The sequence below is a fragment of the Variovorax sp. 01N425 genome, from assembly GCF_056399465.1.
On sequence record NZ_JBFTRJ010000001.1, the window covers coordinates 261,573 to 276,072 of the forward strand.

General features: G+C 68.0%; 18 protein-coding genes and 1 tRNA gene. 14 read left to right on the forward strand and 5 right to left on the reverse strand.

What is annotated here, in order from left to right:
• Positions 1 to 19 precede the first annotated feature (19 nt).
• Genes AC1DSC_RS01265 through AC1DSC_RS01315 form a run of 11 tightly spaced genes read left to right on the forward strand, consistent with a single transcriptional unit; the run spans position 20 to position 10,796 of the window.
• Positions 20 to 1,345: an aromatic ring-hydroxylating dioxygenase subunit alpha gene (locus tag AC1DSC_RS01265; protein ID WP_478131768.1), complete on the forward strand. Its 1,326-nt coding sequence runs from the start codon at positions 20 to 22 to the stop codon at positions 1,343 to 1,345.
• Positions 1,342 to 1,809, forward strand: coding sequence for an aromatic-ring-hydroxylating dioxygenase subunit beta (locus AC1DSC_RS01270; protein ID WP_012746646.1), 468 nt, complete (start codon positions 1,342 to 1,344; stop codon positions 1,807 to 1,809). Before AC1DSC_RS01265 ends, AC1DSC_RS01270 begins: the two co-directional genes overlap by 4 nt.
• 43 nt (positions 1,810 to 1,852) lie before the next feature.
• A complete protein-coding gene (locus AC1DSC_RS01275; protein ID WP_062362622.1) occupies positions 1,853 to 3,016 on the forward strand; it encodes an ABC transporter substrate-binding protein in 1,164 nt (387 codons plus the stop codon).
• A 43-nt stretch (positions 3,017 to 3,059) separates the two neighbouring features.
• Positions 3,060 to 4,115 carry a branched-chain amino acid ABC transporter permease gene (locus AC1DSC_RS01280; RefSeq protein ID WP_062362619.1) on the forward strand — a complete coding sequence of 352 codons (1,056 nt, stop codon included), beginning with the start codon at positions 3,060 to 3,062 and terminating at the stop codon, positions 4,113 to 4,115.
• Positions 4,112 to 5,899, forward strand: a complete 1,788-nt coding sequence (locus tag AC1DSC_RS01285; RefSeq protein WP_062362618.1) for a branched-chain amino acid ABC transporter ATP-binding protein/permease — start codon at positions 4,112 to 4,114, stop codon at positions 5,897 to 5,899. Before AC1DSC_RS01280 ends, AC1DSC_RS01285 begins: the two co-directional genes overlap by 4 nt.
• On the forward strand, positions 5,896 to 6,627 hold the full coding sequence (locus tag AC1DSC_RS01290) for an ABC transporter ATP-binding protein (protein WP_012746650.1): 732 nt from the start codon (positions 5,896 to 5,898) through the stop codon (positions 6,625 to 6,627). The genes AC1DSC_RS01285 and AC1DSC_RS01290 overlap by 4 nt, the downstream gene beginning before the upstream one ends.
• Complete coding sequence (locus AC1DSC_RS01295) at positions 6,617 to 8,224, forward strand: ATP-dependent acyl-CoA ligase (RefSeq protein WP_062362615.1); 1,608 nt, start codon at positions 6,617 to 6,619, stop codon at positions 8,222 to 8,224. The genes AC1DSC_RS01290 and AC1DSC_RS01295 overlap by 11 nt, the downstream gene beginning before the upstream one ends.
• A complete protein-coding gene (locus tag AC1DSC_RS01300) occupies positions 8,221 to 8,982 on the forward strand; it encodes an SDR family NAD(P)-dependent oxidoreductase (RefSeq protein WP_369664282.1) in 762 nt (253 codons plus the stop codon). The genes AC1DSC_RS01295 and AC1DSC_RS01300 overlap by 4 nt, the downstream gene beginning before the upstream one ends.
• Positions 8,983 to 9,034: 52 nt before the next feature.
• The gene (locus AC1DSC_RS01305) at positions 9,035 to 9,811 is read left to right on the forward strand and encodes an SDR family NAD(P)-dependent oxidoreductase (protein WP_012746653.1); all 777 of its coding nucleotides are present in this window, start codon (positions 9,035 to 9,037) and stop codon (positions 9,809 to 9,811) included.
• Entirely contained in the window at positions 9,811 to 10,338 is a 528-nt protein-coding gene (locus tag AC1DSC_RS01310) for a MarR family winged helix-turn-helix transcriptional regulator (RefSeq protein ID WP_062362609.1), read from the forward strand. The genes AC1DSC_RS01305 and AC1DSC_RS01310 overlap by 1 nt, the downstream gene beginning before the upstream one ends.
• A complete protein-coding gene (locus AC1DSC_RS01315; protein WP_062362607.1) occupies positions 10,338 to 10,796 on the forward strand; it encodes an acyl-CoA thioesterase in 459 nt (152 codons plus the stop codon). Before AC1DSC_RS01310 ends, AC1DSC_RS01315 begins: the two co-directional genes overlap by 1 nt.
• Positions 10,797 to 10,802: 6 nt before the next feature.
• Here AC1DSC_RS01315 and AC1DSC_RS01320 read toward each other — a convergent pair whose 3' ends face one another.
• Positions 10,803 to 11,087: a hypothetical protein gene (locus AC1DSC_RS01320; protein ID WP_018903157.1), complete on the reverse strand. Its 285-nt coding sequence runs from the start codon at positions 11,085 to 11,087 to the stop codon at positions 10,803 to 10,805.
• 34 nt (positions 11,088 to 11,121) lie between these two features.
• Between AC1DSC_RS01320 and AC1DSC_RS01325 the strand changes: the two genes are divergently transcribed.
• Positions 11,122 to 11,523 carry a hypothetical protein gene (locus tag AC1DSC_RS01325; RefSeq protein ID WP_062362604.1) on the forward strand — a complete coding sequence of 134 codons (402 nt, stop codon included), beginning with the start codon at positions 11,122 to 11,124 and terminating at the stop codon, positions 11,521 to 11,523.
• A gap of 29 nt (positions 11,524 to 11,552) precedes the next feature.
• Here AC1DSC_RS01325 and AC1DSC_RS01330 read toward each other — a convergent pair whose 3' ends face one another.
• The 4 genes from AC1DSC_RS01330 to AC1DSC_RS01345 all read right to left on the reverse strand — a co-directional run bounded on the left by AC1DSC_RS01330 (position 11,553) and on the right by AC1DSC_RS01345 (position 13,244).
• Complete coding sequence (locus AC1DSC_RS01330; RefSeq protein ID WP_062362602.1) at positions 11,553 to 11,993, reverse strand: acyl-CoA thioesterase; 441 nt, start codon at positions 11,991 to 11,993, stop codon at positions 11,553 to 11,555.
• A 276-nt stretch (positions 11,994 to 12,269) separates the two neighbouring features.
• Positions 12,270 to 12,605, reverse strand: coding sequence for a HigA family addiction module antitoxin (locus AC1DSC_RS01335; protein ID WP_062362599.1), 336 nt, complete (start codon positions 12,603 to 12,605; stop codon positions 12,270 to 12,272).
• A 41-nt stretch (positions 12,606 to 12,646) separates the two neighbouring features.
• The gene (locus AC1DSC_RS01340) at positions 12,647 to 12,916 is read right to left on the reverse strand and encodes a type II toxin-antitoxin system RelE/ParE family toxin (protein ID WP_062362597.1); all 270 of its coding nucleotides are present in this window, start codon (positions 12,914 to 12,916) and stop codon (positions 12,647 to 12,649) included.
• A 252-nt stretch (positions 12,917 to 13,168) separates the two neighbouring features.
• A tRNA-Lys gene (locus AC1DSC_RS01345) sits at positions 13,169 to 13,244 on the reverse strand.
• Between the two features lie 138 nt (positions 13,245 to 13,382).
• Here AC1DSC_RS01345 and AC1DSC_RS01350 point away from each other — a divergent pair.
• Positions 13,383 to 14,090, forward strand: coding sequence for an SDR family NAD(P)-dependent oxidoreductase (locus AC1DSC_RS01350; protein WP_012746658.1), 708 nt, complete (start codon positions 13,383 to 13,385; stop codon positions 14,088 to 14,090).
• Between the two features lie 258 nt (positions 14,091 to 14,348).
• The gene (locus AC1DSC_RS01355; RefSeq protein ID WP_012746659.1) at positions 14,349 to 14,495 is read left to right on the forward strand and encodes a hypothetical protein; all 147 of its coding nucleotides are present in this window, start codon (positions 14,349 to 14,351) and stop codon (positions 14,493 to 14,495) included.
• Positions 14,496 to 14,500: the final 5 nt, after the last annotated feature.

Sequence of the window (14,500 nt, forward strand, 5' to 3'; positions counted from 1 at the left end):
GAAACCTGAGCGCCCGCCGATGACCAGCTACCGCCATCATCCGGACCGCATCGCCGCGCTCGTGCAGAACGACCGCGTGCACCGCGACCTGTACCTGAGCGAGGAGATCTTCGCGCTCGAACAGGAGCACCTGTTCGCGAACACCTGGGTCTATCTCGGTCACGCGAGCCAGGTGCCGGAGCCGGGCGACTTCGTGGCGCAGGACATTGCGGGCCGGCCGCTGCTCATGGTGCGCCAGCCCGACGGCGCGGTGCACGTCATGTACAACCGCTGCGCCCACAAGGGCACGCAGCTCGTGACCGACGAATGCGGCAACACCGGCCGCTTCTTTCGCTGCCCGTATCACGCCTGGACCTACAAGCTCGACGGCGCACCGCTCGGTGTGCCGCTGAAGAACGGCTACGAGGGCACGCAGCTCAAGGCCTGCGAGTCGGGCCGGGGGCTCTCGGTGGTGAAGCACGTGAAGGTCTACCGCGACTTCGTCTTCGTGCGGCTCGCGGACAGCGGCCCCTCGTTCGAAGACTACTTCGGTGAGGTGCTCGGCGCCATCGACAACATGGTCGACCGCTCGCCCGAGGGCCGGCTCACGGTGGGCGGCGGCGTGCTGCGCAACATCGTCCACTGCAACTGGAAGATGTATCTCGAGAACATCAACGACACGGTGCATCCGATGTCGACGCACGAGTCGGCCACCAAGGCGGCCGAGGCGCTGTGGGAAGGCCATGCCCCTTCTGACCCCAAGCCGATGGCAATGGAGCAGATCCTGCCCTTCGGATCCGGCTACGAATTCTTCGACAAGATGGGCGGGCGGGTGTTCGCCAATGGCCACAGCGTGCTGGGCGTGAACTTCAGCATCCACTCCAACTACGCCCAGCTGCCCGAGTACGAAGCTGCGATGCGCGCCGCCCATGGCGAGGAGCACGCGGCCGAGATCCTGCAGCGCTCGCCGCAGAACTCGGTCTTCTATCCGAGCCTGTCGGTCAAGGGCTCGCCGCAGGCCATCCGCGTGATCCGCCCGCTGGCCGCGGACCGCACGCTCATTGAAGCCTGGAGTTTCCGCCCGGCAGGCGCGCCCGAACTGCTGTTCGAACGCGCGATGAACTACAACCGGCTCGTGTTCTCGCCGATGTCGGTGGTCGCGCATGACGACGTGCACCTGTTCGAGAGCATCCAGCAGGGCCTGCGCGCGGGCGGCAACGAATGGGTGAGCCTGCACCGCAATTACGACGCGGCTGAACTCGCGCAATCGACCCTCACCACCAACGGCACCAACGAACTGCTCATGCGCAACCAGTTCCGCGCCTGGGCGAAGTCGATGGTGGCGGGCATGGAGGCCGCGGCATGAACGACGATCCGCGCGATTTCGTGGCGCATGAGGCCGCCTTGCTCGACGAGCGGCGCTTCGACGACTGGCTGGCGCTCTTCACCGAGGACGGCCACTACTGGATACCGCTGCTCGGCGCCGCGCAGGCCGATCCGTTCTCGCACAACTCCCTTGCCTACGAAGACCGGCTGCTGCTGCAGTTGCGTGTGGATCGCCTGAAGAACCCGCGCGCCCATTCGCAGCATCCCGCGAGCCACAGCCAGCATGTGCTGCAGCCTTCGCGCATCGAGGAAGAAGCGAGCGGCGCGGTCCGCCTGCGCACGCCTTTCCTCTACGTCGAAGCGCGCGGCGAATCGCAGATCCTGCTGACCGGCACCGCCCGCCACCACCTCGTGCGCACGCCCACGGGCTGGGCCATCCGCGAGAAGCGCATCGACCTGCTCAACGCCGCGCGCGCCTTGCCCGCGATCCAGCTGTTCATCTGAGTTTTCCGTTCCTTTTCTCCATCCATCTCACCGGAGCTACGACATGAAGAGCCTGATGCTGACCTTGACGCGCGGTGCCATCGCCGCGGCGCTGACCGCCTGTGGTGTTGCGAGCGTGCTGGCGGCCGACCTCAAGGTCGGCCTGAGCGTGTCGTTGTCGGGGCCCAACTCCTCGCTGGGCGTGCCCTATGCCAAGGGCATGCAGGCCGCGCTGGCCTACAAGCCGGAAGTCAACGGCCGCAAGGTGCAGCTCATCGTGCTGGACGACGGCTCCGACCCCACCACGGCCGGGCGCAATGCACGCAAGCTGATCGAGGAGGACAAGGTCGATGTGCTGATGGGCACCTCGGGCGTGCCGGCCGCCATTGCCATGGCGCAGGTCGGCAAGGAAGCCAAGGTGCCGATGATCGGCCTCACGCCCATCCTGCTCGATGCGGCCGAGAACCCCTGGGTCATGACGGTGGCGCAGCCCACGCAGCTGATGATCGATGCGGTGGTCGAGCGCATGAAGCGCAACAACGTCAAGACCGTGGGCTACATCGGCTTCACCGATGCCTGGGGCGACCTGGTCTACAACGCGCTGATGAAGGCCGCGCCCGAGGCCGGCATCAAGGTGGTGAGCAACGAGCGCTATGCGCGCGCCGATGCCTCGGTGACCGGGCAGGTGCTGAAGATCGTGGCGCTTCGGCCCGACGCGGTAATGACCGGCGGCGCCGGCACGCCGGGCGCGCTGCCCTTCCTTGCGCTGCAGGAGCGCGGCTACAAGGGCGGCGTGTACGGCCAGCACGGGCTGATCAACCCCGACTTCGTGCGCGTGGTCGGTGCCGCGGGCCAGAACGCGCTGATGCCCACCGGCCCGGTGATCGTGGCCGAGCAGCTGCCCGACAGCCATCCGACCAAGAAGATCGCGACCGATTTCCGCGCGGTGTTCCAGAAGGTCAACAACGCGCCCACCAGCGATGCCTTCTCGGCCTATTCCTTCGACGGCTGGCTGGTGTTTGCCGATGCCGCTTCGCGCGCCATGAAGAAGGCGGAGCCGGGCACGGCCGAGTTCCGCGTCGCGCTGCGCGATGCCATCTTCAGCACCAAGGAAGTGGTGGGCACGCACGGCGTCTACAGTTTCAAGCCCGGCAGCCTCTACGGCGTGGACGAACGCGCCCGCGTGATCGTCAAGCTCGACAACGGCCAGTGGAAGCTCGCACCTTGAACCATTTCATTCCAACAACAACGATATTGCGAGGGGCTTTTCCATGACATGGGACGTGGCGCTGATTCTCGTCACCGATGGCCTGGCCAACGGTGCCGTCTATCTGCTGGCCGGGCTCGGGCTGGTGCTGATCTTTTCCGTCACGCGGGTGGTCTTCGTGCCGTTCGGCGACATCGCGGCCTTCGCGGCGCTGTCGCTTGCGGCCTTCGAGACCGGCCGTGTACCGCCGACCATCGGCATGGTCGCCGTGCTTGCGGCGCTCGCGCTGGCAACGGAAATCGGCAGCCTGCTGCGGCGCGGCGAGGCCGCGCGCATTCCCAAGGCGTTGCTGATGTGGGGCGTGCTGCCTGCGATTCCGTGTGTGCTGGCCTGGCTGGCGGCTCGGCCCGGCGTGCCGGTGGCGGTGCACATTGCCGTGGCCGTGCTGCTGGTGGTGCCCATTGCGCCGCTGCTCGCGCGGGTGGTGTTCCAGCCGATCGCGGATGCCTCGGTGCTGGTGCTGCTGATCGTCTCGCTGGCGCTGCACTTCCTGCTGTCGGGCCTGGGGCTCCTGTTCTTCGGCCCTGAAGGCTCGCGCACCACGCCGCTCACCAGCGCGGTGTTCACGCTGGGCGACGGCTTCACGGTCAGCGGCCAGGTGGTGCTGATGGTGGGGGCGGCCATCGTGCTGAGCGGCCTCTTCTTCCTGGTGTTCGAGCGCACGGTGGCGGGCAAGGCGCTGCGCGCCACGGCCGTCAACCGCGTGGGCGCGCGGCTGGTCGGCATCCGGCCGGTGCGCACGGCGCTGCTGGCCTATGGCTGCGCCTCGCTGCTGGCCGGGCTCATCGGCGTGCTGATCGCGCCGGTGACCACCATGTACTACGACTCGGGCTTCATCATCGGCCTGAAGGCCTTCGTGGCCGCGATCATCGGTGGGCTCGTGAGCTACCCGATGACGGCCGTGGGCGCGCTCGCCGTGGGCGTGGTGGAAAGCTTCGCCTCGTTCTGGAGCGGGGCGCTGAAGGACGTGATCGTGTTCAGCCTGCTGATCCCGGTGCTGATGCTCAGGTCGTTCATGGCGGCCCATGCCGAAGAGGAAGAAGACGAGGTGGACCAATGAACGCGAATTCCAAACGCACGGCATGGATCGCGGCGGTGGTCGCCGTGCTGGCCCTGGTGCCGGCGGTGGCGGGCAGCTTCACGGTCTCGCTGCTCAACGACATCGGCATCGGCGCGCTGGTGGCGCTCGGGCTGGTGCTGCTCACCGGCGTGGGCGGCGCGACCTCGTTCGGGCAGGCGGCCTTCGTAGGCATCGCGGCCTACGCCACGGCCTGGCTCACCACCACGCAGGGCCTGTCGCCATGGATCGGCCTCTTGTTCGCGCTGCTGCTCACGGGCCTGTCGGCGCTGGCCATCGGCATGCTCACGCTGCGGCTGGGCGGGCACTTCCTGCCGCTCAGCACGATCGCCTGGGGCCTGTCGATCGCGATGCTGTTCGGCAATGTCGATGCGCTCGGGCGCCACACGGGCCTGTCGAACATTCCGGCGCTACGCATCGCGGGCTGGTCGCTGGCCGATCCGCGGTCGATGTACTACCTGATCTGGGTGCTGGTCGGGCTGGCCTGCCTGTTCAGCCACAACCTGCTGCAGTCGCGGCCGGGGCGCGCGATCCGCGGACTGCGCGGCGGTGCCACGCTGCTCGCGAGCGTGGGGGCCGACGCCTACCGCGTGCGGCTCACGCTGTTCGTCACGGCCGCGCTCTTCGCGGGGCTGGCGGGCTGGCTCTATGCGCACATGAACCGCTTCGTGAGCCCGTCGCCCTTCGACGTGCGCGCGAGCATCGAGTACCTGCTGATGGCGGTGGCCGGCGGGCTCGGGCAGCTGGCCGGCGCGCTGGTAGGCGCCGCGCTGGTGCTGGTGCTCAAGAACGGCCTGCAGGACGTGCTGCCGATGCTCACGCAGCGCGCGGGCCAGCTGGAGGCCGTGGCCTTTGCGACGCTCTTCATCCTGCTGCTGCACTTCGCGCGCGGCGGCCTCATGGGCCTGCTGCGGCGCTGGACGCGCCGCCGCGCCGGCACGCAAGCTGCCTCGCGCCACGAGGCGCCCGCGGTCGATCCGCTGCCGCACCGTCAGCTGCCCGCGCGCGGCACGCAGGTGCTGTCGGTGAAAGGCGTGGTCAAGCGCTTTGGCGGACTGGTGGCGGTCAACGACGTGAGCTTCGAAGTGAACGCGGGCGAGATCGTGGGCCTGATCGGGCCCAACGGCGCGGGCAAGTCGACCATGTTCAACCTGCTGACCTGCACGCTGCCGATGAGCGCGGGCCAGGTGCGCTTTCTCGACCACGACATCGCCGGCATGCCGCAGCGGCAGGTGGCGCGGCTGGGCTTGGCGCGCACCTTCCAGCACGTGAAGCTCAGGCCGCACATGAGCCTCTTGGACAACGTGGCGCTGGGCGCGCATTCGCGCACGCGCTCGGGCATCCTGAAGGCGGGCCTGCGGCTGGACCGCAAGGAAGAGATGCAGATCCTGCAGGAGGCGCAGCGCCAGCTCGACCGCATCGGCCTGGGCGACCGCGCGCACGAGCTCGCGGGCAGCCTGCCACTGGGCACTCAGCGCATCCTGGAAATCGCACGTGCGCTGGCCGCCGACCCGGTGCTGCTGGTGCTCGATGAGCCCGCGGCGGGCCTGCGCCGCAAGGAAAAGATGGCGCTCGGCGACCTGCTGCGCAAGCTGCGCGAGGAGGGTGTGACCATCCTCATCGTCGAGCACGACATGGACTTCGTGATGAAACTGGTGGACCGTCTGGTGGTGATGAACTTCGGCTCCAAGCTCGTGGAGGGCGTGCCGTCGGCGGTGCGCGCCGACGAGCGCGTGCAGGCGGCTTATCTTGGGAGCGTGGTATGACCGCGATGCTGGAGATCGGCGACCTGCATGTGTCCTACGGGCAGGTGGAGGCAGTGCGCGGCGTGTCGCTCGACCTGCAGCCGGGGCAGATCATCTCGGTGATCGGGCCCAACGGCGCGGGCAAGACCACGCTGCTCGCGGCGGCGATGGGGCTGCTGCCCTGCAAGGGCACGCTCCGCTTCGAGGGCGAAGACCTGCAGGGCCTCGACGTGGAGGCGCGCGTGGAGCGCGGCCTGTGCCTGGTGCCCGAGAAGCGCGAGCTGTTCGGCGAACTCACCGTGCTCGACAACCTGCAGCTCGGCGCCTATGCCAAGCGGCTGCGCGGCGACGCCATGAAGAAGCGGCTGCAGTCGGTGTACGACCGCTTTCCGCGCCTGGCCGAGCGCCGCGCGCAGCGCGCCGACACGCTCTCGGGCGGCGAGCGGCAGATGCTCGCGGTGGGCCGCGCCCTGATGTCCGCGCCGCGCCTGCTGATGCTCGACGAGCCCAGCCTCGGCCTCGCGCCGCTGATCGTGCGCGACATTCTTTCCATCGTGCGCAAGCTGCGCGAAGACGGCGTCTCGATCCTGCTGGTGGAGCAGAACGCGCGCGCCGCGCTCGAGACCTCGGACCACGGCTACGTGCTGGAAACCGGCGAGATCGCACTGTCGGGCGCATCGGGCGAACTGGCCAGCGACCCGCGCGTGCAGGCCACCTACCTTGGCGGAGGCACGCACGATGACGAGTGAAGCGCGCGCGCTGCCGCCGGGCCAGCGCACGCTGCCCGCGATGCTGCAGCGGCAGTCGGAACGCTTCGCCGGGCGCCCGCTGCTGCGGATCGCGGGCCGGCAGTGGACGCATGGCGACGCGGCCGAGGCGGCTGCGGTGCGCGCCGGCGCGCTGGCCGAGGCCGGCGTGGTACGCGGCGACCGCATCGCCGTGATGTGCGGCAACCGCATCGAGTTTCTCGAGACCTTTCTGGGTGCCGGCTGGCTAGGCGCCTCGGTGGTGCCGGTCAACACTGCGTCGATGGGGCCGCAGATCGAATACTTCCTTGCCAACAGCGAGGCGAAGCTGCTGGTGATCGAGGCGGGCTTTCTCGAGCGGCTGGCGACGGCCGACCTGGGGCGCACGGCACTGCGCGAACTCTGGATCGTCGGCGAGGCGCCTGCTTCATGGACGCCGCCTGCGGGCGTTCGCGCCTCCAGCTACCCGCAAGGCGCACAGGCCATCGCACCGGCCGCGGTGCAGCCTGGCGATCCGCTCGCCATCCTCTACACCTCGGGCACCACCGGCCCGGCCAAGGGTGTGGTCTGTCCGCATGCGCAGTATTTCTGGTGGGGCGTGAACAGCGCCGAAGTGCTCGGCGTCGGCCGCGACGACGTGCTGTGCACCACGCTGCCGCTGTTCCACATCAACGCGCTCAACACCTTTGCGCAGGCCGCGCTGACCGGCGCCGAGGTGGTGTTCGAATCGCGCTTCTCGGCCTCGGGCTTCTGGCCGTCGATGCGCGCCAATGGGGCGACCGTGGTCTACCTGCTGGGCGCGATGGTGCCGATCCTGCTGGCCCAGCCCGAGGGCGAAGGCGAGCGCGATCACCGCGTGCGCATCGGGCTCGGGCCGGGCGTGCCCTCGGCGGCCGGGCAGGCCTTCAGGGCGCGCACCGGCGTGGCGCTGCTCGAAGGCTATGGATCGACCGAGACCAACTTCGCGATTGCCACCGCGCCGGATTCGCCGCGCGGCGGCGTCATGGGCTGGCTGCGCCCCGGCTTTCAGGCGCGCGTGGCCGACGAGGGCGATGTGGAGCTGCCCGCAGGCGAACCCGGCGAATTGCTGCTGCGCGCGGACGAACCCCACGCCTTTGCGAGCGGCTACTTCAACATGCCCGAGAAGACGGTCGAGGCCTGGCGCAACCTCTGGTTCCATACCGGCGACCGCGTGGTGCGCGATGCCGATGGCGCCTTTCGCTTTGTCGACCGCATCAAGGACGCGATACGCAGGCGCGGCGAGAACATCTCGTCCTTCGAAGTCGAGCAGGTGCTGCTGAGCCACCCCGGCGTGGCCTCCTGCGCCGTGTACCCGGTGCAATCCGAACTGGCCGAGGACGAGGTGATGGCCGCGCTGGTGCCGCGCGAAGGCCAGCGCATCGACCCGGCCGAACTGGCGCGCTTCTGCGAGAGCCGCCTGCCGTACTTCGCGGTGCCGCGCTACATCGACGTGCTGGCCGACCTGCCGCGCACCGAGAACGGCAAGGTGCAGAAGTTCAAGCTGCGCGAGCGCGGTGTCAGCGAACAGACCTGGGACGGACGGCCCGCTGCCGTTCGTCCCCCGGCAAGGACCGCATGAGTTCCACGCCGCCACCGCTTGCCGGCCAGGCCGCATTCGTGACCGGCGCGGGGCAGGGCCTGGGTGCCGCCATTGCGCGCGGATTGGCCGAATCGGGTGCGCGCGTGGTGCTTGCCGATGTCGACGCAGGCAGCGCCGAATTGGCGGCCGCGGGCCTGCGCGCCGCGGGCGCCGACTGCGTCGCCATGGAACTCGACGTGCGCAGCGAGCCGGCGTTCGTACGCTGCTTCGAGGCGGCCGTGGCCCGCTTCGGCGCCATCGACCTGCTGGTCAACAACGCCGCGCGCACGCCGTTCACCTCGCCCTGGGACATCACGCCCGACGAGTGGGACGACGTGCTGGCCGTCAACCTGCGCGGCAGCTTCTTCGGCTGCCGCATTGCCGGACGGCACATGCGCGAGCGCGGTTCCGGGCGCATCGTCAACCTGGCGTCGCTGGCGGGCCAGCAGCCCAGCGCCGCAACCGGCGTGCACTATGCGGCCAGCAAGGCGGCGCTGCTGGCACTGACGCGCAGCTTCGCGCAGGAACTCGCACCGCAGGGCGTCACGGTGAATGCACTGGCGCCGGCAGCGGTTCGCAGCCCCGCGCTCGATGCGCTGGATCCGGTGCGGCAGCAGGCGCTGAAGGCCGCCATTCCGCTCGGCCGCTTCGGCGAGGCCGAAGAGGTGGCGGCCGCCGTGGTCTACCTCGCTTCGCCCGCGGCGGCCTTCATGACGGGCGCCACGCTGGACCTCAACGGCGGCCGCTTCATGCGCTGAACAGGCGATGCGCCGCACACGCTAAAATAGTTCAGAACTAAATCATTCAGGTATGCACGCAAATTCACTGACCGGCCGCCATGCCCTCGTCACCGGCGCCGCGCGCGGCATCGGCGCCGAGATCGCCCGCACCCTGGCTGCCGAGGGCGCAACGCTCACGCTGCTGGGACGCGACCTCGATTCACTCCGGCGCGTGGCCGCGACGCTCGCGGGCCAGGGCCACGGCGTGGCCGCAGCGGACGTGGCCGACGCCCAGGCCGTGCAGTCGGCCTTCGCGCTGGCGCGTGCCGAGCGCGGGCCGCTCGCCATCCTCGTCAACAACGCGGGCGCGGCCGAGAGCGCGCCTTTTCTCAAGACCTCGGCCGAGCTCTGGCAGCGCATGCTGTCGGTGAACCTCACCGGCACGTTCCTGTGCACGCAGGCCGCGCTGCCCGACATGCTCGAAGCCGGCTGGGGCCGCATCGTCAACATCGCCAGCACCGCGGGCCAGAAGGGCTATGCCTACGTCGCGGCCTATGCGGCGGCCAAGCATGGCGTGGTCGGGCTCACGCGCTCGCTCGCGCTCGAGGTGGCACGCAAGGGCGTCACGGTGAACGCGGTGTGCCCCGGCTACACCGACACCGACATCCTGCGCGCGAGCGTTGCCAACGTGGTGGGCAAGACCGGCCGCAGCGAAGCCGATGCGCTGGCCGAGTTCTCCAGCGCCAATCCGCAGCGGCGCATCGTGCAGCCCGCCGAAGTGGCCGACGCGGTGCGCTGGCTCTGCGGGGAGGGCGCCGCGTCCGTCACCGGGCAGTCGGTCTCGGTGTCGGGCGGGGAGGTGATGTGATGCGCAACGACGCCTCGCATGCCGCGCTCAGCGACGCCGAGGAGCTCGGCCACGAGGCCCGCGCCGGCCGCGAAGACCACGCCATGCTCAGGCTGTGGCTGCGCATGCTCGCCAGCACCACGCAGATCGAGGCCGAGATCCGGCGCCGGCTGCGCGAGCGCTTCGGCATCTCGCTGGCGCGCTTCGACTACATGGCCCAGCTCTACCGCTATGAAGAGGGCCTGAAGATGCGCGTGCTGTCGCGCTACCTGATGGTGACGGGCGGCAACGTCACGGGCCTGACCGACGAACTCGAGCGCGACGGCCTGGTGGCGCGCGCCCACAGCCCCGACGACCGCCGCTCGTGGATCGTGAGCCTCACGCCCAAGGGCCGCGCGAGTTTCGAGGCCATGGCCAAGGAACACGAGCAATGGATCCTCGAGATGTTCTCGGGCCTCGACATGAAGACCGTCAGGCAGATGCACGCCCAGCTCGGCCAGTTGCGCGTGCACGTGATGCGCAGCGAGCCTGCGGGCGAGGAGGGCTGATGGCGGCCAGCACTGGCGAACCCGAGGCGCCCCAGGCCGAGTTCCAGCGCGCGCGGATGATCCGCTTTTCCGATTGCGACCCCGCGGGCATCGTCTTCTATCCGCAGTACTTCGTCATGCTCAACGGCCTGGTGGAAGACTGGGTGAGCGAAGGGCTCGGCGTTGACTACCACGCGCTCATCGCGAAGCGGCGCATCGGCCTGCCGACGGTGCGGCTCGAGGCCGACTTCCGCGCCGTGAGCCGCATGGGCGATCAAGTCATGCTGGGCCTTGCGGTGGAGCGGCTGGGCTCGCGTTCCATGACGCTCGCGCTGCGCTGCTTCGACCCCGCCAGTGGCGAGCTGCGCATGCAGGTCAAGCAGGTGCTCGTGACCACCTCGCTCGAGAGCCATCGCTCCGTGGAAATTCCGCCAGACCTGCGCACGGCCATCCTGCGCAGCGCGCCCTCGCTCGCCTGAAGCGCATCAGGGCGGCGGCTCTTTGGCGTTGGCCTGCCGCCAGGCCTCGCGCGCGGCTGCGATGAAGCGCTCTTCCGCCGCATCGGGCACTTCGGAGGGACGGTCTTCCTTGTCGAGCCAGCCCGGCTCCACCTCGCAGTGCTGTTCGATCTGCCGCGCCAGGTTGTCGCCGATGGGGAGGGGCTGGCAGGGTGCACTGGCGCTTCCGCTTGCGCCAACGGACCGGAGCCTTGAATATCCCGACCTCGACCAGCGCGTGCGCGAGGTCGGCGAGTGGTAGCAGTGCTGCAAGGCATCGATACGAACACGAAGGAGTGAGTGCCGCATGGACAACAAGCAAGCCATCATCGAAAGCCTCGCGCGGGCATTGGAAAGCTGGGTGCGCCATGCCAGCGCCGCCCAGCTCTGGCAGGTGCAGCAACATGGCGGCCTCGGGGCTTCCATCGCGGTGGAAGAAGACACCGTGCACGTCCGCATCGAACTTGGCGGCCCGCGCAACCCGCTGTCGGACCTGGGCCGCACCGATGGGCGCCTGCCCGTGACGGAGGCCTTTCTAGGCAACGGCGCCGCAGCATGGGGCGCGCCGCCCCCGCACGGAAACCCCGCGCGCGAGGCCTGGTTTCTGTCGAACGAACTGGCCCAGGAACATGCGCGGCAGTACCTGCTGGCGGAAGTGAGGGAAAGGCGGGATGTGCTGGTGCGGTTTGTCGAGGAATGTGCACCGTAGGCATGCCGCGGACTTGCGCGGCCTGCGCGTCAACCCAAGGTCGCGAAGTTGTCGCTGCGCAGCAAGCCCGTAACGCAGGCCGCGATGGCCGCGGTGGGCGGAACAATCTTGCGTTCACGCAGGTTGAACCAGGCACCGGTCATGCGGTATCTGGCTACGGGCAGGGACTTGCGTTGGAACGCAACGGTGTGCACGAAGCGTGAACCATCGGCGGTTTCGGCTGCGGCCAGCATCGACAGCGTCAGGATGTCGCCAAGGCGGACCTCCTTCAGGAAGCTGGTGGTCTCCTCCAGGGTGATGGGCGCCACACCTTCCTGGGCGAAGACTTGCGGATCCAGCCCCGCGCTCTCGAACCATTCGGAGCGGGCAAAGGTGGCCCAATCGGCGTAGGCGCTGTGGCGCAGGTGGCCGTAGGCGTCCACGTCCGCCCAGCGGATTTTCACGGTGACAGCATTCGTCGCATCGTTCATTTGATTACCTTCTGACTCGGGTGGATGGATGACCGGAGACAGAATAGGCGGCTGTTGGCACGTTCCAGGAAGGCGGCCAACCGGCAGCGCAGCGAACATGTCTGTGAGCGCGGACGGGCACCAGGCCGCGGCTACGAGTTCAAGCGGAAGGCGCTTCGGGCGATGGCCGTCGACTGAACAGCGGGCGGACGAAGAGGCTTTCGAGCGCCTTCGATTGGTGACTAATCGTAGGTGCTGCACGCTTGCGCGGTAGGTAGGCTAAGTTGAGAAACCGCCTCAGGCCGCGAAGGCAAAGCGGTCATCATCAGCAGCGCGTGGCTGCACCTCTTTGGCGATCGCCTTCGCTACCGCTTTCTGTGCAACCTTGAAATCGTAGGTCGCTTGCATGTTGATCCAACCCACCGCGTCGGCCTCTTCACCGCCAAAGTAGCGAGTCAGGCGCAGCGCAGTGTCTGGCGAAATGCCACGGCGTTCGAGCACGATGTCATTGATGCGGGACGCAGGCACGTGCAGCGCCTTTGCCAACGCGTTGGCAGTCATGCCAAGGGGCTTGAGGTAGTCCTCGCGGAGGACTTCGCCGGGATGAACCGGGCGCATTCCATTCTTAAACATCGGGTTGCCCTTTCAAGGTGCGGTTTCGGCAGACTGGCCGGTCAGTGCGGGTCATCAATCCTTACGTCGTACGGGCCCGCTTCGCCCCATTTGAAGATCAGCCGCCATTGCTGGTTGATCCTGACGTGCCAGGCACCGTCGTAGAACTTCAGGTCGTTGCCTGGTGGCATCTTCATGAAAACCACCGTCGGCGCAGCGTCCAACTGGGTCAGCTTGCGGGTCGCCACGTCCCGGATATTGGCGAAGCGAGCTTTCTTGCCCGTGGTGAAAAGTTCTTCGGTATCGGGGCAAGAGAAGGACTGAATCGCCATAGGCCATTTTATACCGTTTAACGGGAACCGGTAAGCTCTCGAAGGGTCATCGCCCGCGCCGCCAGCCTGTGGAAATGCGCCGTGATCTATTGGCGATCAACGTGCAGAGGGGCATCGGAATGGAGGGCTACAAAAGAAAAAACCTCCCAGCTTTTCAGCGGGAGGCTTCTCTGTTTTTCGGAACACGTTCTGCAATTGCGGAACAATGCTCCTGAAGAAATAGCGCGGAAACCGCGCAGTTCCTAGTGTTGGTGGTGGGCCCTGAGTGACTCGAACACTCGACCTACGGATTAAGAGTCCGCTGCTCTACCAACTGAGCTAAGAGCCCTTGCACAAAACGTTTTGCGTTTTTTGGCAAGACCGCAAGTATAGCGTAAAAATTCCGGGGCTCAACGATTTTGTGTGCGGCGGGGTTAGGATTCGTCATCATCGACGGGGCTGCGGTCCTTCCATCAGGAGATCTTCCATGACAGATACCACCACCATGTCCCATGTTGTGATCACCGGGGCCGCGGGCGCGCTGGGCCGTGCGGTGGTCCAGCATTTTCTCGAGCAGGGCGCGCGCCTGGCGCTGGTCGACCACCGGGCGGACCGCCTGGCCGAGGTCTTTCCGGGCCTGGACAATTCGCAGCACCTGCTGCTGGCGGGCGACGTGACCTCGGCGGCCGACATGACCGAGCTCGCGAGCCAGGCGCTCAAGGCCTTCGGCCGCATCGACGCGCTGGTCCACATTGCCGGCGGCTTCGAGATGGGCGAGGCCACGCATGCGCTCTCGCGGGCAAGCTGGGACCGCATGATGAACCTCAATGCCTGGTCCTTCGTGGCGGTGACGCAGGCGGTGCTGCCCTCGATGATCGAGCACGGTGCCGGCCGCATCGTGGCGGTGACGGCCAAGGTGGCGGCGCGCGGCCTGCCGGCCATGGCGGCGTACATCGCGTCGAAAAGCGCGCTGCAGCGCCTGGTCGAGGCCGCCGCCGCCGAGGCCGCCCCGCATGGCGTGGCCATCAACAGCGTGGCGCCCAGCGTGCTCGACACGCCGGCCAATCGGCAGGCCATGCCGGACGCCAATCCCGCCGACTGGGTGTCGACCGCCGTCGCGGCCCAGACCATCGGCTTTCTTGCGTCGCCCGCGGCCGCGGCGCTGCACGGCCAGCACCTGACGCTCGACACCTGAGCTGAAACAAGACGAACAAAAAGGGCCCTGGCGGCAACGCCAGGGCCCTTTTTTCGTTCCGCCGCCCGCCGCCCCCAGGCAGGCGGTTTGTCATGGGTGCGGGCCCGGGGGGCGGGGCGCTTGTCTCCCTGGAAAAGGGGCGCACTGCTCATGTGCGCAGGCGGCGCGATTTCTACAGTGACTCCACGGCAAGACGCTTCGGCCCGGCAAGGAAAACGAAGCGGTGCCAGTCGACAACACCATCACTGGGGAACACGCATGGAAACGCTCAACCTGCTGCCACGAAGCTTCATGACCCTGCTGCGCGAGGACGCGGGCATGTCGTTCATGGAGTTCGCGCTCATCGGCTCCCTGGTGGTGGTTGTGTGCCTTCTCCTGCTGCTGGCCGTGCGGCGCAGCGCCTGAGGTTC